The 21,530-nt window shown below is 70.1% G+C and carries 18 protein-coding genes; 16 read left to right on the top strand and 2 right to left on the bottom strand.

Going from position 1 to position 21,530, the window contains the following annotated elements:
• Positions 1-194 precede the first annotated feature (194 nt).
• The gene (locus tag ACLJT4_RS34265) at positions 195-896 is read left to right on the top strand and encodes a demethylmenaquinone methyltransferase (protein WP_016574492.1); all 702 of its coding nucleotides are present in this window, start codon (positions 195-197) and stop codon (positions 894-896) included.
• A 164-nt stretch (positions 897-1,060) separates the two neighbouring features.
• Here ACLJT4_RS34265 and ACLJT4_RS34260 read toward each other — a convergent pair whose 3' ends face one another.
• The gene (locus tag ACLJT4_RS34260) at positions 1,061-2,008 is read right to left on the bottom strand and encodes a D-alanyl-D-alanine carboxypeptidase family protein (protein WP_411128424.1); all 948 of its coding nucleotides are present in this window, start codon (positions 2,006-2,008) and stop codon (positions 1,061-1,063) included.
• Between the two features lie 251 nt (positions 2,009-2,259).
• On the opposite strand from ACLJT4_RS34260, the gene ACLJT4_RS34255 reads away from it, so the two are divergent.
• Complete coding sequence (locus ACLJT4_RS34255) at positions 2,260-3,606, top strand: geranylgeranyl reductase family protein (protein WP_107099272.1); 1,347 nt, start codon at positions 2,260-2,262, stop codon at positions 3,604-3,606.
• Positions 3,607-3,729: 123 nt separating this feature from the next.
• Here ACLJT4_RS34255 and ACLJT4_RS34250 read toward each other — a convergent pair whose 3' ends face one another.
• Positions 3,730-4,536: a C40 family peptidase gene (locus ACLJT4_RS34250; protein WP_411128422.1), complete on the bottom strand. Its 807-nt coding sequence runs from the start codon at positions 4,534-4,536 to the stop codon at positions 3,730-3,732.
• A 763-nt stretch (positions 4,537-5,299) separates the two neighbouring features.
• Here ACLJT4_RS34250 and ACLJT4_RS34245 point away from each other — a divergent pair.
• The 14 genes from ACLJT4_RS34245 to nuoN are packed head-to-tail and all read left to right on the top strand — an operon-like array spanning position 5,300 to position 21,528.
• Entirely contained in the window at positions 5,300-5,659 is a 360-nt protein-coding gene (locus ACLJT4_RS34245; protein WP_016574488.1) for an NADH-quinone oxidoreductase subunit A, read from the top strand.
• 9 nt (positions 5,660-5,668) lie between these two features.
• The gene (locus ACLJT4_RS34240; RefSeq protein WP_016574487.1) at positions 5,669-6,241 is read left to right on the top strand and encodes a NuoB/complex I 20 kDa subunit family protein; all 573 of its coding nucleotides are present in this window, start codon (positions 5,669-5,671) and stop codon (positions 6,239-6,241) included.
• Entirely contained in the window at positions 6,238-6,993 is a 756-nt protein-coding gene (locus ACLJT4_RS34235) for an NADH-quinone oxidoreductase subunit C (RefSeq protein WP_411128419.1), read from the top strand. Before ACLJT4_RS34240 ends, ACLJT4_RS34235 begins: the two co-directional genes overlap by 4 nt.
• Positions 6,993-8,327, top strand: coding sequence for an NADH-quinone oxidoreductase subunit D (locus ACLJT4_RS34230; protein ID WP_411128417.1), 1,335 nt, complete (start codon positions 6,993-6,995; stop codon positions 8,325-8,327). The genes ACLJT4_RS34235 and ACLJT4_RS34230 overlap by 1 nt, the downstream gene beginning before the upstream one ends.
• A 35-nt stretch (positions 8,328-8,362) precedes the next feature.
• Entirely contained in the window at positions 8,363-9,208 is an 846-nt protein-coding gene (nuoE, locus tag ACLJT4_RS34225) for an NADH-quinone oxidoreductase subunit NuoE (protein ID WP_411128554.1), read from the top strand.
• Positions 9,208-10,590 (top strand): NADH-quinone oxidoreductase subunit NuoF, encoded by a 1,383-nt coding sequence (gene nuoF, locus ACLJT4_RS34220; protein ID WP_411128415.1) that lies wholly within the window; start codon positions 9,208-9,210, stop codon positions 10,588-10,590. The genes nuoE and nuoF overlap by 1 nt, the downstream gene beginning before the upstream one ends.
• The gene (locus tag ACLJT4_RS34215) at positions 10,587-13,154 is read left to right on the top strand and encodes an NADH-quinone oxidoreductase subunit G (RefSeq protein WP_411128413.1); all 2,568 of its coding nucleotides are present in this window, start codon (positions 10,587-10,589) and stop codon (positions 13,152-13,154) included. The genes nuoF and ACLJT4_RS34215 overlap by 4 nt, the downstream gene beginning before the upstream one ends.
• Complete coding sequence (gene nuoH, locus ACLJT4_RS34210; protein ID WP_044377222.1) at positions 13,151-14,530, top strand: NADH-quinone oxidoreductase subunit NuoH; 1,380 nt, start codon at positions 13,151-13,153, stop codon at positions 14,528-14,530. The genes ACLJT4_RS34215 and nuoH overlap by 4 nt, the downstream gene beginning before the upstream one ends.
• The gene (nuoI, locus tag ACLJT4_RS34205; protein ID WP_411128411.1) at positions 14,523-15,176 is read left to right on the top strand and encodes an NADH-quinone oxidoreductase subunit NuoI; all 654 of its coding nucleotides are present in this window, start codon (positions 14,523-14,525) and stop codon (positions 15,174-15,176) included. The genes nuoH and nuoI overlap by 8 nt, the downstream gene beginning before the upstream one ends.
• Entirely contained in the window at positions 15,173-16,024 is an 852-nt protein-coding gene (locus ACLJT4_RS34200; protein ID WP_411128409.1) for an NADH-quinone oxidoreductase subunit J, read from the top strand. The genes nuoI and ACLJT4_RS34200 overlap by 4 nt, the downstream gene beginning before the upstream one ends.
• Positions 16,021-16,320, top strand: a complete 300-nt coding sequence (gene nuoK, locus ACLJT4_RS34195; protein ID WP_100604473.1) for an NADH-quinone oxidoreductase subunit NuoK — start codon at positions 16,021-16,023, stop codon at positions 16,318-16,320. Before ACLJT4_RS34200 ends, nuoK begins: the two co-directional genes overlap by 4 nt.
• A 13-nt stretch (positions 16,321-16,333) precedes the next feature.
• Positions 16,334-18,217 carry an NADH-quinone oxidoreductase subunit L gene (gene nuoL / locus ACLJT4_RS34190; RefSeq protein WP_411128407.1) on the top strand — a complete coding sequence of 628 codons (1,884 nt, stop codon included), beginning with the start codon at positions 16,334-16,336 and terminating at the stop codon, positions 18,215-18,217.
• A 3-nt stretch (positions 18,218-18,220) separates the two neighbouring features.
• On the top strand, positions 18,221-19,879 hold the full coding sequence (locus ACLJT4_RS34185) for an NADH-quinone oxidoreductase subunit M (protein WP_411128405.1): 1,659 nt from the start codon (positions 18,221-18,223) through the stop codon (positions 19,877-19,879).
• A complete protein-coding gene (gene nuoN, locus ACLJT4_RS34180) occupies positions 19,876-21,528 on the top strand; it encodes an NADH-quinone oxidoreductase subunit NuoN (RefSeq protein WP_411128403.1) in 1,653 nt (550 codons plus the stop codon). The genes ACLJT4_RS34185 and nuoN overlap by 4 nt, the downstream gene beginning before the upstream one ends.
• Positions 21,529-21,530: the final 2 nt, after the last annotated feature.

Raw genomic sequence — 21,530 nt, 5'->3', positions numbered from 1 at the left:
AGCGGAGTGATGGATTCAGGCCGGCAAGATCGTGATCGCGGGGACGGCCGTCTCCCGGCCGCTCACGATGCGTCACGCACCGCTCGACCGCCCGGAACGCCAGAGGGGGGCACGACGGCCGTCCCCGACCAACCGCCCCGGCCGCCGGCCGGGGCGGTGCCGGGGGCCGGCGGCACACGGTGGACAATGGCCCGGTGACCCGAGCATCCCTGGACAAGCAGCCGCACGAAGTCGCCGCGATGTTCGACGACGTGGCGGCACGGTACGACCTCACCAACGACGTGCTCTCCCTGGGCCAGGCGCGGCTCTGGCGCAAGGAGGTGGACCGCGCGGTGGCCGCGCGGCCCGCCGAGCGGGTGCTCGACCTCGCGGCCGGGACCGGCACCTCCTCGCTGCCGTTCACGCGGTCCGGGGCCTACGTCGTGCCGTGCGACTTCTCGGTCGGCATGCTGCGGGAGGGCAAGAAGCGGCACCCGTGGCTGCCGCTCACGGCGGGGGACGGGACCCGGCTGCCGTTCGCGGACGCGGTCTTCGACGCCGTCACGATCTCCTTCGGGCTGCGCAACATCCAGGACACCGGCGCCGCGTTGGCCGAGCTGTACCGGGTCACCAAGCCCGGCGGGCGCGTGGTGATCTGCGAGTTCAGCGAGCCGACCTGGGCGCCCTTCCGGACCGTCTACACCGAGTACCTGATGCGGGCGCTGCCGCCGGTCGCCCGGGCGGTCAGCAGCAACCCGGACGCGTACGTCTACCTCGCGGAGTCCATCCGCACCTGGCCCAACCAGCCGGAGCTGGCCGCCCGCCTCCAGGACGCGGGCTGGAACAAGGTCGCCTGGCGCAACCTGACCGGCGGGATCGTGGCGCTGCACCGGGGCACCAAGCCGGCCGAGGGCTGAGCCGGAGCGCCCGGGCCCTCGATCGGCCCGGAGCGCGCGCCGTGCGGGCGCGCCCCACGCGCGACGGAGGGCCCGCCCCGACCGTGGAACCACGGTCGGGGCGGGCCCTCCAGCTGGCTACCCGTCCGAAGGGGCGCCGGTCCCGTCGTGCGGCGGGACGCGGGTCACTTCTTGAAGGCGTAGTCCATGAGCTTTTTGGCGTCCGCGGTGCGGTTGTTCACCGACGAGGAGGCCAGGACCGTGCCGATGACGGTCTTGCCGCCGCGGGTGGCCGCGAAGACCAGGCAGTACTTGGCCTCCGGGCCCGAACCGGTCTTCACGCCGATGGTGCCCTGGTAGCTGCCGAGCAGGTTGTTGGTGTTGGTCCACGACATGTAGCGGTAGCCGCCGCTCTTCGTCGTGACCTTCTGCTTGGTCGACTTGGTGCCCACGACCGTGCGGAAGGTGGAGTACTTCATCGCGTTGCCGGCGAGCTTGGTCAGGTCGCGCGGCGTCGAGTAGTTCGCGCCACGCCCTATCCCGTCGAACGAGTCGAAGTGGGTGTTCTTCATGCCCAGGCTCTTGGCGGTGGTGTTCATCTGGCCGATGAACGACTTCACCCGGGCGTCCCGGGTCGAGCCGGTGCCGAACTTGTCGGCCAGCGCGTAGGCGGCGTCGCAGCCGGACGGGAGCATCAGCCCGTAGAGCAGCTGGCGGACGGTCACCTTGTCGCCGACGATCAGGTGGGCCGACGAGGCCCAGTTGTTGTTGACGATGTAGTCGCTGTACGCCTTCTGGACCGTGACCTGGGAGTCCAGGTTGAGGCCCTTCTGGGCCAGCACCACCCGGGCCGTCATGATCTTGGTGGTGGAGCCGGTGGACCGGCGGGTGTCCGCGGCCTTGGCGAAGAGCGTCGACCCGGTGCCGTTGTTCATCACGAAGCCGCCGGCGGCGGTGATGCTGGGCGTGGGGAGGGTCGCGGCCTGCGCCTGGGAGCCCAACGCGCCGGCGGTCAGGACGGCTCCGGTGGTGACGGCCACCGCGGATGCGCGCCGAATGCCCTTGATACGCCTGATGCCTTTGATGCCAGTTTTCAAGTGGATGCTCCAAATACCCCTGCAGTGCGGGCACATGAGAGTGCCGCTCCCTCTTGAGACACACGGGGCGGGGCAATGGATGCGCGGGCGCGGCTCTTGTTTCGGTCAAGCCCACGAGCCGGGCCCGGGCTCCTACGGGGGCCGGTGCGCCGACGCCCGCGGCGGGGGCGGGGTGCGCGGACCGGGCGGACGCGGACGGGCAGGGACAACCCTTCAGTTTCCGATCATCAAGGCCCCCATAGACTGCACCTGCCCAGTGCCGGTCGGCACCCAGATATCCACAGCGGATATCCAGATTTCGACTTCCGGGAGACAATGCCGTGACCGAGTCCGCGTCCGTGTCCGAGTCCGCGAGCACCCTCCGATCGGAGCACCGCGCGGACGTGATCGTCGTCGGTGCCGGCCCGGCCGGTTCGGCCACCGCGTACCACCTCGCCAAGTCCGGCCTGGACGTGCTGCTCCTGGAGAAGACCGCGTTCCCGCGCGAGAAGGTGTGCGGCGACGGGCTCACCCCGCGCGCCACCAAGCAGCTGATCGCGATGGGCATCGACATCTCCGAGGAGGCCGGCTGGCTGCGCAACAAGGGCCTGCGCATCATCGGCGGCGGCTCCCGGCTCCAGCTCGACTGGCCGGAACTCGCCTCCTTCCCGGACTACGGTCTGGTCCGCAAGCGCGACGACTTCGACGAGCAGTTGGCCCGGCAGGCGCAGAAGGCCGGTGCCCGGCTCCACGAGCGGTGCAACGTGGGCGCGCCGATCGTCGACGAGCTGACCGGCCACATCACCGGCGTGCACGCCAAGCTCGGCGAGGAGAAGGAGCCGGTGACCTTCCACGCCCCGATCGTGGTCGCCGCCGACGGCAACTCCACCCGGCTGTCGCTGGCGATGGGGCTGCACCGGCGCGAGGACCGGCCGATGGGCGTCGCGGTGCGGACGTACTTCACCTCGCCGCGCCACGACGACGACTACCTGGAGTCCTGGCTGGAGCTGTGGGACCGCCGGGGCGCGCAGGACCGGCTGCTGCCGGGCTACGGCTGGATCTTCGGCATGGGGGACGGCACGAGCAACGTCGGCCTCGGGATCCTCAACTCCAGCTCCGCCTTCCGGGAGCTGGACTGGCGGGAGATCCTCAAGGCGTGGTGCGCCTCGATGCCCGCCGACTGGGGCTACACCCCGGAGAACATGACCGGTCCGATCCGGGGCGCGGCCCTGCCGATGGCCTTCAACCGCCAGCCGCACTACACCAAGGGCCTGCTCCTGGTCGGCGACGCCGGCGGTCTGGTGAACCCGTTCAACGGCGAGGGCATCGCGTACGCCATGGAGTCCGGGACGATCGCGGCCGAGGTGATCGTCCAGGCGCAGGCCCGTGCGACGTACGCCCAGCGCGAGCTGGCGCTGCACCGCTACCCGAAGGTCCTCAAGGACACCTACGGCGGCTACTACTCCCTGGGCCGGGCGTTCGTGAAGCTGATCGGGAACCCCAAGGTGATGCAGATCGCCACCCAGCGCGGCCTGACCCACCCGCTGCTGATGCGCTTCACCCTCAAGATGCTCGCCAACCTCACCGACCCCACGGGCGGCGACGCGATGGACCGGATCATCAACGGCCTGAGCAAGGTCGCGCCGAAGGCCTGACGCGCGTCGCACGCCGTTCCCCGCGCGGCCGCCGGGCGGCCGGCCCCGAACGACGCGGAAACCGCCCCTCCCGAGCGGGGGAGGGGCGGTTTCCGATGGGTGTCTTACGGGTGCCGCGGACGGTTAGAGGACGCGCACCGCGCCGGTGGGCATGTCGTAGCTGAGGGGGCGCTCGACGATGCCGGTGCTCGGGTTCTGGGCGCCGATGAAGTTGCCGTTCCCGACGTAGACGGCGACGTGGTAGGCGCTGCCGGAACTGCCCCAGTAGAGGATGTCGCCGACCTGGAGGTTGCCGAGGCCGACCTGGGTGCCGGTGGTCGACTGGCTCTGCGAGACCCGCGGCAGGTCGATGCCGATCTGGGAGAACGCGGCCTGGGTCAGGCCGGAGCAGTCGTACGAGGACGGGCCGCTGGAGCCGAGCACGTACGCCTTGCCGAGCTGCGCCTTCAGGAAGGAGACGAGGGTGGCGACGCTGCCGGAGGCGGCGGGGGCGTCGGAGACGGCGGAGAGCGTGGTGCGCGCGTCGGAGCGGGAGGCGCGGGTCTGCGCGGCCTCCTTGGCCTTGCGGGCCTCTTCGGCGGCCTTCTTCGCCTCGGCCTCGGCCTTGGCCTGCTTCTCCGCGGCGGCCTTCGCCTTGTCCGCGGCCTTGTCGGCCTTGGCCGCCGCCGCGTCCTGGAGCGCCTGACGCTCGTAGCTGAACGCGGCCTGCTGGGCGGCGTCGGCGCTCTTGGCGGCACTGGTGGCCAGCGCCGTCGTGATGGTGGGCATCTCCTGGGTCTCGGAGACGGGCTTCTCGACGGCATTGGCCGGCACGGTCGCGCCGGTCACCGCGAGGGTGAGGAAGCCACCGGTCACGCCCGCACGCAGGGCCCGCGAGGACGCGGAGCGGCGGGGCTTCCGGTGGCTGGGTATGAGTGCGTTCGGGGACATGGCACCACGGCTATCAGGAGCCGCAGGTTGCTGCCAACAAAGGTGGGGTGCGCCACACTTGGCGTGTACGCGACGAATAAAACGGACTTTTCGTCAGGCGCCGTGCCGCTGACGCGATGTCCGAATTTCGCGATCATGTTCCTACGCACGGCATTTGATGTTCGGCGCGGCCTCCGGGGGCGCTTATCACTTCTTGATCCGCCACGCCAAGGCTTCCCGGACGTCAAGGTCTTATGACTCCAAGGCGCGTGGGATAGGTCACTCGTGAGTGTCCGTTATGTTCCCGTGACCGTCCGTCGGCTCCCGGCCGGCCGTGCGCCGCCCCGGAGTTCCCCGGATCCACCCTCCGCTCGTGAACGGGAGCACGTACCGACGATCACGGGAGGGTCACGAGAGCATCACGTCTACAGCCGTCGCGCATATAGCAGTTGATGTGCGTCCAGCGCCAATTTGCTTGTGCGGCTTGGTTCTTGATAGTGAAACCACCGCTCTGACCAGCGGTAACCCTGGCAAATGTCACCTCTGGTGATCACTCGCGCGCTTCGTGTGCGGAGATCACCGGTCATCCGACTTCATGATCCTTCGTCAGGTGGTGAAGATCACAAAGGCGTTGTCTCACCCCGTGTCGCAGATCACAGACCGACGGGCATAAGATGCGGGCATCGGGCTTGTGAACTGCCTCACATATCCACGATCACCGGGGCAGCGGGCGAGTCCGAGCGGACCGCCATCCAGTCATCGTCGACTGAAGGGAGCGAGGACGGTGAACGCTTACGCGCCCATCCTCGTACTGGGAGCCCTCGGGGCAGGCTTTGCGATCTTCTCCGTGGTCATGGCCACGCTCATCGGCCCCAGGCGCTACAACCGGGCCAAGCTCGAAGCGTACGAATGCGGAATCGAGCCGACGCCACAGCCGTCCGGCGGCGGTCGCTTCCCGATCAAGTACTACCTGACGGCGATGCTCTTCATCGTCTTCGACATCGAGATCGTCTTCCTCTACCCCTGGGCGGTCAGCTTCGACGCCCTGGGACTGTTCGGGCTCGTCGAGATGCTCCTCTTCGCGCTCACCGTCTTCGTCGCCTACGCCTACGTCTGGCGTCGCGGCGGCCTGGAATGGGACTAGGGGGCACCAATGGGACTGGAAGAGAAGCTGCCCAGCGGCTTTTTGCTGACCACCGTCGAGCAGGCCGCGGGCTGGGTGCGCAAGTCATCGGTCTTCCCCGCGACCTTCGGGCTGGCCTGCTGCGCCATCGAGATGATGACCACCGGCGCCGGGCGCTACGACCTGGCCCGCTTCGGCATGGAGGTCTTCCGCGGCTCCCCGCGGCAGGCCGACCTGATGATCGTGGCCGGCCGGGTGAGCCAGAAGATGGCGCCGGTGCTGCGGCAGGTCTACGACCAGATGCCGAACCCGAAGTGGGTGATCTCCATGGGGGTTTGCGCCTCCTCGGGCGGCATGTTCAACAACTACGCGATCGTGCAGGGCGTCGACCACATCGTCCCGGTCGACATCTACCTGCCGGGCTGCCCGCCCCGCCCCGAGATGCTCATGGACGCCATCCTCAAGCTCCACAAGAAGATCCAGGGCACCAAGCTCGGGGTCAACGCGGTGCAGGCGGCCCACGAGGAAGAGGCCGCGGCGCTCAGGGCACTCCCGCTGATCGAGAGGGACCGCTCGTCAGAGAAGAAAGGGCTGCTGCGGTGAGCGAGCCGACGAACCCCCCGAACCCGGACGCCCCCGACGAGGCCGTCCCGGCGCAGCGCGCGGACACCGGCGAGGTGATCGGCACCCGCCGCGGGATGTTCGGCGCCAACAACGGCGGTGACACGTCCGGTTACGGCGGGCTGGTCCGCACCGTCCGCCTGCCCGGCGCCAGCACCCGCCCCTACGGGGGACCGGGCGGTGCCGAGGGCGCCGGCGTCTTCGACGAGATCGCCGACGAGCTGGAGGGCGCCCTCGACGAACAGGGCCTGGTGCCCGAGAGCGTCCTCGACAAGACCGTCGTCGACCGCGGCGAGATCACCTTCCACGTCCAACGGGAGTACCTGCCGGTCGTCGCGCGGACCCTGCGCGACGACCCCGCGCTCCGCTTCGAGCTGTGCACCGGCGTCAGCGGGGTCCACTACCCCGACGACAAGGGCCGCGAACTGCACGCCGTGTACCACCTGCGCTCGATCACCCACAACCGGCTGATCCGGCTGGAGGTCACCGCCCCCGACGCCGACCCGCACCTGCCGTCGACCGTCGACATCTATCCGACCAACGACTGGCACGAGCGCGAGACCTACGACTTCTTCGGCCTGATCTTCGACGGGCACCCGGCGCTCACCCGGATCATGATGCCGGACGACTGGCAGGGCTTCCCGCAGCGCAAGGACTACCCCCTCGGCGGCATCCCCGTCGAGTACAAGGGCGCGCAGATCCCGGCTCCCGACCAGCGGAGGTCGTACACCTGATGAGCACTCCCAGCGAGACGTCCCGGGCCACCCCCCGCGAGACCACCGAGGGCCCCGTCTACACCGTCACCGGTGGTGACTGGGACGAGATCGCCGCGGCCGCCGCCAAGTCCGACGACGAGCGGATCATCGTCAACATGGGGCCGCAGCACCCCTCCACCCACGGCGTGCTCCGGCTGATCCTGGAGATCGACGGCGAGACCGTCACCGAGGCCCGCTGCGGCATCGGCTACCTCCACACCGGCATCGAGAAGAACCTCGAATTCCGCACCTGGACGCAGGGCACCACGTTCGTGACGCGGATGGACTACCTCACGCCGTTCTTCAACGAGACGGCGTACTGCCTGGCCGTGGAGAAGCTGCTCGGCATCACCGACGACGTCCCGGACCGGGCCTCGGTGATCCGCGTGCTGCTGATGGAGCTCAACCGGCTCTCCTCCCACCTGGTGTGCATCGCCACCGGCGGCATGGAGCTGGGCGCCACCACGATCATGATCTACGGCTTCCGGGACCGGGAACTGATCCTCGACATCTACGAGCTGATCACCGGCCTGCGGATGAACCACGCCTACGTCCGCCCCGGCGGCCTGGCCCAGGACCTCCCGCCCGGCACCGTCGACCAGGTCCGCGCCTTCGTCAAGAAGATGCAGAAGAACATGGCCGAGTACGACAAGCTCGCCACCGGCAACCCGGTCTTCAAGGCGCGCATGGAGGGCATCGGCTACCTCGACCTGGCCGGCTGCATGGCCACCGGCGCCACCGGGCCCCTCGTCCGCTCCGCCGGACTGCCCCACGACCTGCGCAAGGCGCAGCCGTACTGTGGATATGAGACCTACGACTTCGAGGTGCCGACCGCCGACACCTGCGACGCCTACGGCCGGTTCCTGATCCGGCTGGAGGAGATGCGCCAGTCGCTGCGGATCGTCGAGCAGTGCCTGGACCGGCTGGAGCCGGGGCCGGTGATGGTCGCCGACAAGAAGATCGCCTGGCCCGCCCAGTTGGCCCTCGGTCCCGACGGCCTGGGCAACTCCCTGGACCACATCAAGAAGATCATGGGCACCTCGATGGAGGCCCTGATCCACCACTTCAAGCTGGTGACGGAGGGCTTCAGGGTCCCGCCGGGAGAGGTGTACACCGCCGTCGAGTCGCCCAAGGGCGAGCTGGGCGTGCACGCGGTCAGCGACGGCGGCACCCGCCCCTACCGGGTGCACTTCCGCGACCCCTCGTTCACCAACCTCCAGGCCATGGCGGCGATGTGCGAAGGCGGCCAGGTCGCCGACGTCATCGTCGCCGTCGCGTCCATCGACCCCGTGATGGGAGGCGTCGACCGGTGAACGCCACTCCGGCACCCAAGGACGTCCAGCTGGGGATGCCCCAGCTCCCGGCCCCCGACTATCCGGCCGACGTCAAGGCCCGGCTCGCCGCGGACGCGCGGGAGGTGATCGCCCGCTACCCCGACTCCCGCTCGGCGCTGCTGCCGCTGCTGCACCTCGTCCAGGCCGAGGAAGGCCACGTCACCCGCACCGGCGTCCGCTTCTGCGCCGAACAGCTCGACCTGACCACCGCCGAGGTCACCGCGGTCTCGACGTTCTACTCGATGTACCGCCGGGGGCCCAGCGGCGACTACCAGGTCGGGGTCTGCACCAACACCCTGTGCGCGGTGATGGGCGGCGACGCCATCTTCGAGGAGCTCAAGGAGCACCTCGGCGTCGACAACGGCGGGACCACCGAGGACGGCGCGATCACCCTCGAACACATCGAGTGCAACGCCGCCTGCGACTTCGCGCCCGTCGTGATGGTCAACTGGGAGTTCTTCGACAACCAGACGCCCCGCTCCGCCCGGCAGCTCGTCGACGACCTGCGGGCCGGCCGGACCGTCGAACCCACCCGCGGCGCCCCGCTCTGTTCGTTCAAGGAGACCGCCCGGATCCTCGCCGGCTTCCCCGACGGCCGGTCCGGTGCCGTCGAGGCGACCGGCGGGGCCGGCCCCGCCTCCCTGGTCGGACTGCGGCTGGCCCGGGGCGAGGCCCCGGCCGGGGCCCCCACGGACCACGTCATCGCACCGCGGACGGCGGCCCCCGCCGAGGAGCCGCCCGACGGGCGCCCCGGTGAGCAGGCGCCCCCGACCCACCCCAGCTCGCACGACGCCCCGCAGCAGACCTCGGCCTCCGACGACGCCTTCCCGGCCGGGCCCACCGCCAAGGAGGGGGAGTGATGACCGTGGCAGCCGAATTCGGCGGCGCCTCCCGGCCGCACGCCGGCGGAACGACCAACCCGGAGAAGGTCCTCGCACCGGTCCTCTCCGCCTTCTGGGATGACCCGAAGTCCTGGACGCTGGAGACCTACCTGCGCCACGAGGGGTACGAGGGCGCCCGCAAGGCCCTCGCGATGGCCCCGGACGACGTCATCGCCTACGTCAAGGACTCCGGGCTCCGCGGACGCGGCGGCGCCGGCTTCCCGACCGGCATGAAGTGGCAGTTCATCCCGCAGGGCGACGGCAAACCGCACTACCTGGTGGTCAACGCCGACGAGTCGGAGCCGGGGACCTGCAAGGACATCCCGCTGCTCTTCGCCAACCCGCACGCGCTGATCGAGGGGATCGTGATCGCCTGCCACGCGATCCGCTCGAACCACGCCTTCATCTATCTGCGCGGTGAGGTCGTGCCCGTGCTGCGCCGCCTGCACGAGGCCGTGCGGGAGGCGTACGCGGCGGGCTTCCTCGGCAAGGGCGTCCTCGGCTCGGACCTCGACCTGGACGTCACGGTGCACGCGGGCGCCGGTGCGTACATCTGCGGCGAGGAGACCGCGCTGCTGGATTCGCTGGAAGGTCGTCGTGGCCAACCTCGTCTGCGCCCCCCCTTCCCCGCCGTGGCCGGCCTCTACGCCTGCCCCACTGTGGTGAACAACGTCGAATCCATCGCCTCGGTTCCCGCGATCCTGAACAAGGGCAAGGAGTGGTTCAGGTCGATGGGCAGCGAGAAGTCCCCGGGCTTCACGCTCTACTCGCTCAGCGGCCACGTCGCCAACCCCGGCCAGTACGAGGGCCCGTTGGGCATCACCCTGCGCCAACTGCTCGACGTCAGCGGCGGGATGCGCCCCGGCCACCGGCTGAAGTTCTGGACGCCGGGCGGCTCCTCCACCCCGATGTTCACCGACGAGCACCTCGACGTCCCGCTCGACTACGAGGGCGTCGGCGCGGCCGGCTCGATGCTCGGCACCAAGGCGCTGCAGTGCTTCGACGAGACCACCTGCGTGGTCCGGGCGGTGACCCGCTGGACGGAGTTCTACGCCCACGAGTCCTGCGGCAAGTGCACACCGTGCCGCGAAGGGACGTACTGGCTCGTGCAGTTGCTGCGCGACATCGAGGCCGGTCGGGGCCGGCTCGACGACCTCGACAAGCTCGCCGACATCGCCGACAACATCAACGGCAAGTCCTTCTGCGCCCTCGGCGACGGCGCCGCCTCGCCGATCTTCTCCTCGCTCCAGTACTTCCGCGCGGAGTACGAGGAGCACCTCACCGGCAAGGGCTGCCCCTTCGACCCCGCCAAGTCGACCCTCTGGGCCGACAACGACGCTCACCTGGGGGTGAACGCATGACCGTGCTCCAGCCAAGCAGCGGCCCTGCCGCGGGCCAGCGCCCCGACGGGGGCGGTGCGGCGGCGGTGCCACCGGAGGACCTCGTCACCCTGACGATCGACGGCATCGAGATCTCCGTCCCCAAGGGGACGCTGGTCATCCGGGCCGCCGAACTCCTCGGCATCGAGATCCCGCGCTTCTGCGACCACCCGCTGCTGGACCCGGCGGGCGCCTGCCGGCAGTGCATCGTCGAGGTCGAGGGCCAGCGCAAGCCGATGGCCTCCTGCACCATCACCTGCACCGACGGGATGGTGGTCCGCACACAGCTGACCTCCCCGGTCGCCGAGAAGGCGCAGCGCGGCGTGATGGAACTGCTGCTGATCAACCACCCCCTGGACTGCCCGGTCTGCGACAAGGGCGGCGAGTGCCCGTTGCAGAACCAGGCGATGCAGGTCGGCGACCCCGACTCCCGCTTCGAGGGCAAGAAGCGCACCTACGCGAAGCCGGTGCCGCTCTCCACCGAGGTGCTGCTGGACCGCGAGCGGTGCGTGCTGTGCGCGCGGTGCACCCGCTTCAGCAACCAGATCGCCGGCGACCCGATGATCGAGCTGGTCGAGCGCGGCGCCCTCCAACAGGTCGGTACCGGCGAGGGCGACCCGTTCGAGTCGTACTTCTCCGGGAACACCATCCAGATCTGCCCGGTGGGCGCGCTCACCTCGGCCGCCTACCGCTTCCGTTCCCGCCCCTTCGACCTGGTCTCCTCGCCGTCGGTGTGCGAGCACTGCGCGGGCGGTTGCGCGACCCGGACCGACCACCGGCGCGGCAAGGTGCTGCGGCGGCTGGCGGCGGACGACCCCGAGGTCAACGAGGAGTGGATCTGCGACAAGGGCCGGTTCGCCTTCCGGTACGCGCAGGCGCGCGACCGGCTGGAGCACCCGCTGGTGCGCAACGCCGAGACCGGTGAACTGGAGCCGGCGAGTTGGCCCGCCGCGCTGGACGCCGCGGCGCGCGGGCTGGCCGCCGCCCGGGGCCGGGCCGGCGTGCTGACCGGCGGCCGGTTGACCGTCGAGGACGCCTACGCGTACGCCAAGTTCGCCCGGGTCGCGCTGCACACCAACGACATCGACTTCCGGGCCCGGCCGCACAGCGCGGAGGAGGCGGACTTCCTCGCCGCCCACGTCGCCGGCCGCGGCCGGGACCTCGACGGGAGCGGCGTCACCCACACCTCGTTGGAGCAGGCGCCGGCGGTCCTGCTGGCCGGCATCGAGGCGGAGGAGGAGGCGCCCGGCGTCTTCCTGCGGCTGCGCAAGGCGCACCGCAAGCACGGCCAGCGCACCTGGGGGCTGGCCAGCCACGCCACCCGCGGGTTGATCAAGGCGGGCGGGACGCTGCTGCCGGCCGCGCCCGGCACCGAGACCGAATGGCTGGACGCGCTCGCGGGCGGGGTCGGGCTGGACGGCGAGGGCCGGGCCGCGGCCGAGGCGCTGCGCGCGGACGGCGCGGTGATCGTCGTCGGCGAGCGGCTGGCGGCGGTGCCCGGGGCGCTGACCGCGGCGCTCCGTACCGCCACCGCCACCGGCGCCCACCTGGTGTGGATGCCGCGCCGGGCGGGCGAGCGGGGGGCCGTCGAGGTCGGTGCGCTGCCCGGGCTGCTGCCCGGTGGCCGGCCGGCCACCGACCCGGTGGCGCGGGACGAGGTCGCCGCGGCCTGGGGCGTCGGCGCGCTGCCGCACCGGCACGGTCGGGACACCGGCCAGATCGTCGAGGCCGCGGCCACCGGTGAGCTGGCCGCCCTGCTGGTGGCGGGCGTGGAGGTGGCCGACCTGCCCGATCCGGCGCGCGCGTTGGCGGCCCTGGACGAGGTCGGGTTCCTGGTGAGCGTGGAGCTGCGGCCCTCCCGGGTCACCGAGCGGGCCGACGTGGTCCTCCCGGTGGCGGCGGTGGTGGAGAAGGCCGGCACCTTCCTCAACTGGGAGGGCCGGGCCCGGTCGTTCGAGGCCGCGCTCAAGCCGGACCAGATGACCCGGCGGCAGCTGATGCCGGACTCCCGGGTCCTGCAGATGCTCGCCGACGTCATGGAGGCGGACCTGGACCTGCCGGACGTGCACGCGGTGCGGCGGGAGCTGGACCGGCTCGGCGGCTGGCGCGGCCCGTTCGCCGGTGAACCGGTCGAGACGGGGCGGTCGTTGCCCCGTCCGACCCCCGGTGAGGCCGTGCTCGCCGGGCACCGGCTCCTGTTGGACCAGGGGCTGCTCCAGGAAGGCGAGGAGGCGCTGGCCGGGACCCGGCACGCCGCGGTCGCCCGCCTGTCGTCGGCGACCGCTCAGGAGACCGGCGTCGAGGACGGCGACCTGGTGGTGGTCACCGGGCCGGCCGGCTCGGTGAGGTTGCCGCTCCGGGTCACGTCGATGCCCGACCGGGTGGTGTGGCTGCCGCTGAACTCCGTGGGCGGCGGCGTCGCCGCCGACACCGGGGCGCACCCCGGTGAGCTGGTGAAGGTCAGTGCCTCCCCCACTCCCGACTCCGCTCAAGCGGGGGGAGCCCCATCGGATACGCCGGCGCCGGCCGAGGAGGTGGAGGCATGATGCAGCATCCCGGTTTTCCGGTGGCCGCGTTGGCCGCCCAGGAGGACCTGTCGATGTTCGGGCGCGACCCGTGGTGGCTGGTCGTCATCAAGGCGGTGTTCTGCTTCGCGTTCCTGATGCTGACGGTGTTGTTCTCCATCGTCTGGGAGCGCAAGGTCGTCGCCTGGATGCAGCTGCGGATCGGCCCCAACCGGCACGGGCCCTGGGGGATGCTCCAATCCCTGGCCGACGGCATCAAGTTGATGCTGAAGGAGGACCTGGTCGTCCGGCGGGCCGACAAGGCGGTGTACATCCTCGCGCCCATCGTGGCGGCGATCCCGGCCTTCATGGCGATCGCGGTGATCCCCTTCGGCCCGGCGGACAACGAGATCTCGATCTTCGGGCACCGCACCCCGATGCAGCTGACCGACCTCCCGATCGGCGTCCTGTACATCCTGGCCACGGCCTCGGTCGGCATCTACGGCATCGTGCTGGCGGGTTGGTCCTCCGGTTCGACGTACCCGCTGCTGGGCGGTCTGCGGTCGTGCGCGCAGATGATCTCGTACGAGATCGCGATGGGCGCGGCGTTCGCGTCGGTCTTCCTGTACTCCGGGTCGATGTCGACGTCGACCATCGTGGAGTCGCAGACGAACAAGTGGTACGTGCTGTTGCTGCCGGTGTCGTTCCTCATCTACATCGTCACGATGGTGGGGGAGACCAACCGGGCGCCGTTCGACATGCCGGAGTCCGAGGGCGACCTGGTCGGCGGCTTCAACACCGAGTACTCGTCGATCAAGTTCGCGATGTTCATGCTGGCCGAGTACGTCAACATGGTCACCGTCTCGTCGGTCGCGGTCACCCTCTTCCTCGGCGGCTGGCGGGCTCCCTGGCCGATCTCGACGTTCTGGGAGGGCGCGAACCACGGCTGGTGGCCGATGCTCTGGTTCGTCCTCAAGGTGCAGCTGCTGCTGTTCTTCTTCATCTGGCTGCGCGGGACGCTGCCCCGGGTCCGCTACGACCAGTTGATGCGGCTGGGGTGGAAGGTCCTCATTCCGGTGTCGATGGTGTGGCTGTTGCTCGTCGCCACCGTCCGGGCCCTGAAGAACGAGGGCTACGACTTCTCCCAGATCGTGCTGTACGTGGGCGGCAGTGCGGTGGCGCTGTTGCTGATCTCGCTGGTCGTGGACTTCTTCCGGCGGGTGGAGCCGGAGGGCGACGGCGACGCCGCCTTCGACCCGATGGCCGGCGGGTTCCCCGTTCCGCCGCTGCCCGGGCAGACCGTGCCGCCGGTGCCGCGCAGGCGACCCCGTCGCGACGGAGAGCTGATTGTCAGTGGTCGGGTGGACACTGTGAGTGACGGAATTGAGAGCGACGGAAAGGGGGGCGACGGTGCCTGAGTTCGAGAACCCGGTGGCCGGCTTCGGCGTGACCTTCAAGGCCATGTTCAAGAAGCGGCTGACCGAGCAGTACCCCGAGGAGAAGAAGCCGACGGCGCCGCGCTTCCACGGCCGGCACCAGCTCAACCGCCATCCGGACGGGCTGGAGAAGTGCATCGGCTGCGAGCTGTGCGCCTGGGCCTGTCCGGCCGACGCGATCTACGTCGAGGGCGCGGACAACACCGACGAGGAGCGCTACTCCCCGGGCGAGCGGTACGGCGCGGTCTACCAGATCAACTACCTCCGCTGCATCCTGTGCGGCCTGTGCGTGGAGGCCTGCCCGACCCGCGCGCTCACCATGACCAACGAGTACGAACTCGCCGACCGGTCCCGCGAATCGCTCATCTACACCAAGGAAGAGCTGCTCGTGGGCCTGTCGGAGGGGATGGTCGACTCCCCGCACGCGATCTTCCCGGGGATGACCGAACGGGACTACTACAACGGGCTGGTGGACCACGCCGCGCCGGGCACGGTACGGCAGGTGGCCCGCTCCAAGGGGGAGGACCCCGAGGACGCGGCGGCCGGGTCGACAGGGGCGACGGGGTCGGCCGGGTCGACGGGGTCGGCCGAACGGCCGGGCGCGACGGGTAAGGGGGCGCACGCATGATGTACCTCGCCGCCGCGGCCTCCACCGGCGAGGCCGTGCAGTTCTGGATCCTGGGGATCGTCGCCGTGGCCGGCGCGCTGTGCACGATCCTGATGAAGCGTGCCGTGCACAGCGCCCTCTCGCTCGCCGGGACCATGATCGTCCTGGCGGTCTTCTACCTCGCCAACGGCGCGTACTTCCTCGGCGTCGTGCAGGTCGTGGTGTACACCGGCGCGATCATGATGCTGTTCCTGTTCGTGGTGATGCTGGTCGGCGTCACCGCGGCGGACTCCCTCAAGGAGACCCTCAAGGGCCAGCGTTGGCTCGCCGCCGGCCTGGGTCTCGGCTTCGGCATCCTGCTGATCGCCGGGATCGGCAACGCCTCGCTCAAGGAGTTCAACGGCCTCGGCGACGCCAACGCCGGGGGCAACGTCCAGGGCCTGGCCGCGCTGATCTTCACCAAGTACGTCTTCGCCTTCGAGATCACCGGCGCGCTGCTGATCACCGCGGTGGTCGGCGCGATGGTCCTGACCCACCGGGAGCGCACCGAGCGCGCCAAGACGCAGCGGGAGCTGTCCGAGGCCCGCATCCGCGAGGGCAAGCAGGTGACGCCGCTGCCCGCACCGGGCGTCTACGCCCGGCACAACGCGGTCGACATCCCCGGTCTGCTGCCGGACGGCACCCCGTCCGAGCTGACGGTCAGTCCGACGCTGCGGGAGCGCGGCCAGGTCCGGGACGTCTCCGGGCAGTCGCTGGCCGACCTCAAGGCGCTGGAGCAGCGGTCCGAGGAGTGGCTGGGGCGGGAGCCCGGCGCCGCGCCGAAGAAGCGGCCCGGCCCCTCGGCACCGAAGGAGGGCGCCCAGAAATGAGCCCGGTCTACTACCTCTACCTCGCCGCCCTGTTGTTCACCATCGGCGCGGCCGGCGTGCTGATCAGGCGGAACGCCATCGTGGTGTTCATGTGCATCGAACTGATGCTGAACGCCTGCAACCTCGCCTTTGTCACCTTCTCGCGGATGCACGGGAATCTGGACGGCCAGATCATCGCCTTCTTCACGATGGTCGTCGCCGCTGCGGAGGTCGTGGTCGGCCTGGCCATCATCGTGTCGATCTTCCGCACCCGTCATTCGGCCTCGGTCGACGACGCCAGCCTGATGAAGCTGTAAGGGGTCGCACAAAGTGGAGAACTTGATCGCGCTGCTCGTCGCGGCACCGCTGGTCGGTGCGGCCCTGCTGCTGTGCGGCGGCAAACGCCTGGACCGCACCGGCCACTGGATCGGCACGCTCCTCGCGGTGGCCTCGTTCGCCGTCGCGGTGGTGCTCTTCGTCGACATGCTCGGCAAGGGCGCCGAGCACCGGGCGCTGCACCAGCACCTGTTCAGCTGGATCCCGGTCGGTGGCTTCCGGGCCGACCTCGCCTTCCAGCTGGACCAGTTGTCGATGACCTTCGTCCTGCTGATCACGGGTGTCGGGTCGCTGATCCACATCTACTCGATCGGCTACATGGAGCACGACGAGCGGCGCCGCCGTTTCTTCGGCTACCTCAACCTCTTCCTGGCGGCGATGCTGCTGCTCGTCCTCGCCGACAACTACCTCCTGCTGTACGTCGGTTGGGAGGGCGTGGGCCTGGCGTCGTACCTGCTCATCGGGTTCTGGCAGCACAAGCCCAGCGCGGCGACCGCCGCGAAGAAGGCGTTCTTGGTCAACCGCGTCGGCGACATGGGCCTGTCCATCGCGATCATGCTGATGTTCACGACGTTCGGCACGTTCGCCTTCGGGCCGGTGCTCACCGCGACCGGCGGCGCGTCCGAGGGCAAGCTGACCGCCATCGGGCTGATGCTGCTGCTGGCCGCCTGCGGCAAGTCGGCACAGGTGCCGCTGCAGTCCTGGCTGGGCGATGCGATGGAGGGCCCGACACCGGTGTCGGCGCTGATCCACGCCGCCACGATGGTCACCGCCGGGGTGTATCTGATCACCCGCTCCGGGGCGATCTTCAACGCCGCGCCGGACGCGCAGACCGCGGTGGTCGCGGTCGGCGCGGTCACCCTGTTGTTCGGTGCGATCGTCGGTTGCGCCAAGGACGACATCAAGAAGGCGCTGGCCGGTTCGACGATGTCGCAGATCGGCTACATGGTGCTGGCCGCCGGCCTGGGGCCGATCGGCTACGCCTTCGCGATCATGCACCTGGTCACCCACGGCTTCTTCAAGGCGGGCCTCTTCCTCGGCGCCGGTTCCGTGATGCACGGGATGAACGAGGAGGTGGACATGCGCCGTTACGGCGGACTGCGCACGTACATGCCGGTCACCTTTGTCACCTTCGGGCTCGGCTACCTGGCCATCATCGGCTTCCCCGGGCTGTCCGGCTTCTTCTCGAAGGACAAGATCATCGAGGCGGCGTTCGCCCGGGGCGGCACCGAGGGCTGGATCCTCGGCGGTGCGGCGCTGTTGGGCGCCGCGATCACCGCGTTCTACATGACGCGGGTGATGCTGATGACGTTCTTCGGCGAGAAGCGGTGGGACCCGAAGGAGGTGCACCCGCACGAGTCGCCGAAGGTGATGACGATCCCGATGATCGTGCTGGCCGTCGGTTCGGTCTTCGCGGGCGGGCTGTTCAGCGCGGGCGACTCCTTCGTCCGCTGGCTGGAGCCGGTCACCTCCTTCGCGCACGGCCACTCCCCGGTGAGCGCCGGGGCGGTCACCGCCGCCACGATGGTGGTGCTGGTGATCGGCGTCGGCATCGCCTGGCTGATGTACGGCCGCAAGGCGATCCCGGCCACCGCGCCGCGCGGTTCGCTGCTGACCCGGGCGGCCCGCCGCGATCTGCTCCAGGACGACTTCAACCACGTCGTCCTGGTCCGGGGCGGCGAGCACCTGACCCGCACGCTGGTCTACCTCGACCACTCCCTCGTGGACGGCGCGGTCAACGGCACGGCGGCCTCGATGGGCGGACTCTCCAGCCGGCTGCGCAAGTTGCAGACCGGCTTCGTCCGCTCCTACGCGGTCCAGATGCTGGGCGGGGCCGCCGTTCTCGTCGCCGCGACCCTGCTGATGAGGGGTGTCTGAGCCATGTCGTTTCCCCTGCTGACGGCGACCGCCGCGGTGCCGGCGATCGGTGCGATCGCCACCGCCGCGGTGCCCGCCGCCAAGCGCACCGCAGCCAAGTGGCTGGCGCTACTGTTCTCACTGGCCACGCTGGCGCTGGCGGTGCTGATCGCGGTGCGCTTCGACCCCGGTGCCAAGGAGCCGTTCCAGCTCACCGAATCCCACGCCTGGATCCGGGACTTCGGGGTCCGCTACGACCTCGGCGTGGACGGCATCGCGGTCGCCCTGATCGCGTTGACCGCGGTGCTGATCCCGTTCGTCATCCTGGCCGGCTGGCACGACGCCGATCCCCTGGAGGGCGCGGAGCCCAATCGCCGCTGGCGGCCCACCCAGGGCTTCTTCGCGCTGATCCTGGCGGTCGAGGCGATGGTGGTGCTCTCCTTCGAGGCCACCGACGTCTTCCTCTTCTACATCTTCTTCGAAGCCATGCTGATCCCGATGTACTTCCTCATCGGCGGCTTCGGGGACCGGGCCGGGGGGCGCGGCGAGCAGCAGGCCGCCGCCCAGCGCTCCTACGCCGCGGTGAAGTTCCTGCTCTACAACCTCGTCGGCGGTCTGATCATGCTGGCCGCGGTGATCGGCCTGTACGCCGCCACCGCCGACCAGTTGGGCGCCGGCACCTTCTCGCTGACGCAGATCGTCGAGGCCCGGGCGTCCGGCGCGCTGACCCTGGGCACCGGCACCGAACGGCTGCTGTTCCTCGGCTTCTTCTTCGCCTTCGCGGTGAAGGCGCCGCTGTGGCCGCTGCACACCTGGCTGCCCAACGCCATGGGCGAGGCGACCTCCCCGGTCGCGGTGCTGATCACCGCGGTCGTCGACAAGGTCGGCACGTTCGCGATGCTGCGCTTCTGCCTCCAGCTCTTCCCGGAGGCCAGCAGCTGGGCCACCCCGGTGATCCTGGTGCTGGCGCTGATCAGCATCGTCTACGGCGCGCTGCTCGCCGTCGGCCAGCGGGACATCAAGCGGCTGATCGCCTACGCCTCGATCTCGCACTTCGGCTTCATCATCCTGGGCATCTTCGCGATGACCTCCCAGGGCCAGGGCGGCGCGACGCTCTACATGGTCAACCACGGGATCTCGACGGCCGCGCTGATGCTGGTGGCCGGCTTCCTGATCAGCCGGCGCGGTTCGCGGTTGATCGCGGACTTCGGCGGCGTCCAGAAGGTCGCCCCGATCCTCGCCGGCACCTTCCTCGTCGGCGGTCTGGCCACCCTGTCGCTGCCCGGACTGGCGCCGTTCGTCAGTGAGTTCCTGGTCCTGGTGGGCACGTTCAGCCGCTATCCGGTGATCGGGATCATCGCCACCGTCGGCATCGTCCTGGCCGCGCTGTACGTCCTCGTCCTGTACCAGCGGACGATGACCGGCCCGGTCAAGGCGGAGGTCAGCAAGATGCCCGACCTGAAGGCGCGGGAGCTGGTGGTGGTCGCGCCGCTGATCGCGCTGCTGCTCTTCCTCGGGGTGTATCCCAAGCCGCTCACCGACCTCGTCAACCCGGCGGTCCAGCACACCCTGACCGTCGTGGACAAGACGGATCCCAAGCCCAGCGTGAAGGTGGACGCCGTGCCAGGTTCGGGCCGGCACGGCCAGACCGCGCAGACCCAAGACGTGGAGGCCGCGAAGTGAGTTCCGTGGCGAGTGTCCACAGCCTGTGGACGGTGGCGGCCGAGCTGCCGGGCAAGATCCCGGCACCGCGGATCGAGTACGTCCAGCTGTCGCCGACGCTGATCATCCTCGGTGCCGCGATCGTCGGCGTCCTGATCGAGGCGTTCCTGCCGCGCCGCAGCCGCTACTACGCCCAGGTGCTGCTGACCGTGGTGGCGCTGGCCGCCGCGTTCGCCGCGGTGATCGGGTTGGCGGCGGGCGGCTTCGGCTCGTCCAAGGCGCACCTGGCCGCGATGGGCGCGATCGCGGTGGACGGCCCGGCGCTGTTCCTCCAGGGCACGATCCTGCTGGTGTCGCTGATCGCGGTGTTCACCTTCGCCGAGCGCCGGCTGGATCCGGCGACCCACGGCAAGCGGGTGGACTCCTTCGCGGCGCAGGCCGCCGCCGTCCCCGGCGGCGAGGCCGAACAGACCGCGGTCAAGGCCGGGTTCACCACCACCGAGGTCTTCCCGATCCTGCTCTTCGCGGTCGGCGGCATGCTGGTCTTCCCGGCCGCCAACGACCTGCTGACCCTCTTCATCGCGCTGGAGGTCTTCTCCCTCCCGCTCTACATCCTGTGCGCGCTGGCCCGCCGGCAGCGGCTGCTCTCGCAGGAGTCCGCGGTGAAGTACTTCCTGCTCGGTGCCTTCTCCTCGGCCTTCCTGCTGTTCGGCGTTGCCCTGCTCTACGGCTACGCCGGCACCGTGACGTACGCCGGCATCGCGGAGGTGATCTCGGACGGCGCCCGGCAGGTCGACCCGGCGCTGGCCGGCACGATGGGCAACGACGCGCTGCTGCTGATCGGCGGGGCGCTGGTGCTGATGGGCCTGCTGTTCAAGGTCGGCGCGGTGCCGTTCCACATGTGGACGCCGGACGTCTACCAGGGCGCCCCGACCCCGGTGACGGGCTTCATGGCGGCCGCCACCAAGGTCGCCGCGTTCGGCGCGCTGCTGCGGCTGTTGTACGTGGTCCTGCCCGGCATGCGCTGGGACTGGCGGCCGGTGATGTGGGGCGTGGCGATCCTGACCATGCTGGGCGGTGCGGTGCTGGCCATCACCCAGACCGACATCAAGCGGCTGCTGGCCTACTCCTCCATCGCGCACGCCGGGTTCATCCTCGCCGGTGTCATCGCCGCCAGCCAGGACGGCATCTCCTCGGTGCTCTTCTACCTGGCGGCGTACTCCTTCGTCACGCTCGGCGCGTTCGCCGTGGTGACGCTGGTGCGGGATGCCGGCGGCGAGGCCACCCACCTGTCCAAGTGGGCCGGGCTCGGGCGGCGTTCGCCCCTGGTGGCCGCGGTCTTCGCGGTCTTCCTGCTGGCCTTCGCGGGCATTCCGCTGACGTCCGGGTTCGCCGGGAAGTTCGCGGTGTTCAAGGCGGCGGCGGAGAGCGGCGCGGGCTGGCTGGTGGTGGTCGGTGTGATCTCCTCGGCGATCGCGGCGTTCTTCTACATCCGGGTGATCGTGCTGATGTTCTTCAGCGAGCCGAAGGCGGACGGTCCGACGGTGGCGGTGCCCAGTGTGCTGACGTCCACCGCCATCGCGGTCGGCGTCGCGGCCACGCTGGTGCTGGGCCTGGCGCCGCAGTACTTCCTCGACCTGGCCGGGCACGCGGGAGTCTTCATCCGCTGATC

It is taken from the genome of Streptomyces sp. x-19 (genome assembly GCF_046549115.1).
GTDB classification, from domain to species: Bacteria; Actinomycetota; Actinomycetes; order Streptomycetales; family Streptomycetaceae; genus Streptomyces; species Streptomyces albulus_C.
This window is presented reverse-complemented; position numbering and strand designations above follow the sequence as displayed.

What these genes read in the sequence shown, in the direction of transcription:
- nuoE (WP_411128554.1), top strand. Translation starts at nt 8,363, where the DNA reads ATGCCCCAGCTCCCGGCCCCCGACTATCCGGCCGACGTCAAGGCCCGG.
- nuoK (WP_100604473.1), top strand. Translation starts at nt 16,021, where the DNA reads ATGAGCCCGGTCTACTACCTCTACCTCGCCGCCCTGTTGTTCACCATC.
- nuoF (WP_411128415.1), top strand. Translation starts at nt 9,208, where the DNA reads ATGACCGTGGCAGCCGAATTCGGCGGCGCCTCCCGGCCGCACGCCGGC.
- ACLJT4_RS34260 (WP_411128424.1), bottom strand. Translation starts at nt 2,008, where the DNA reads ATGTGCCCGCACTGCAGGGGTATTTGGAGCATCCACTTGAAAACTGGC.
- ACLJT4_RS34250 (WP_411128422.1), bottom strand. Translation starts at nt 4,536, where the DNA reads ATGTCCCCGAACGCACTCATACCCAGCCACCGGAAGCCCCGCCGCTCC.
- ACLJT4_RS34215 (WP_411128413.1), top strand. Translation starts at nt 10,587, where the DNA reads ATGACCGTGCTCCAGCCAAGCAGCGGCCCTGCCGCGGGCCAGCGCCCC.
- ACLJT4_RS34185 (WP_411128405.1), top strand. Translation starts at nt 18,221, where the DNA reads ATGTCGTTTCCCCTGCTGACGGCGACCGCCGCGGTGCCGGCGATCGGT.
- nuoH (WP_044377222.1), top strand. Translation starts at nt 13,151, where the DNA reads ATGATGCAGCATCCCGGTTTTCCGGTGGCCGCGTTGGCCGCCCAGGAG.
- ACLJT4_RS34230 (WP_411128417.1), top strand. Translation starts at nt 6,993, where the DNA reads ATGAGCACTCCCAGCGAGACGTCCCGGGCCACCCCCCGCGAGACCACC.
- ACLJT4_RS34200 (WP_411128409.1), top strand. Translation starts at nt 15,173, where the DNA reads ATGATGTACCTCGCCGCCGCGGCCTCCACCGGCGAGGCCGTGCAGTTC.
- ACLJT4_RS34240 (WP_016574487.1), top strand. Translation starts at nt 5,669, where the DNA reads ATGGGACTGGAAGAGAAGCTGCCCAGCGGCTTTTTGCTGACCACCGTC.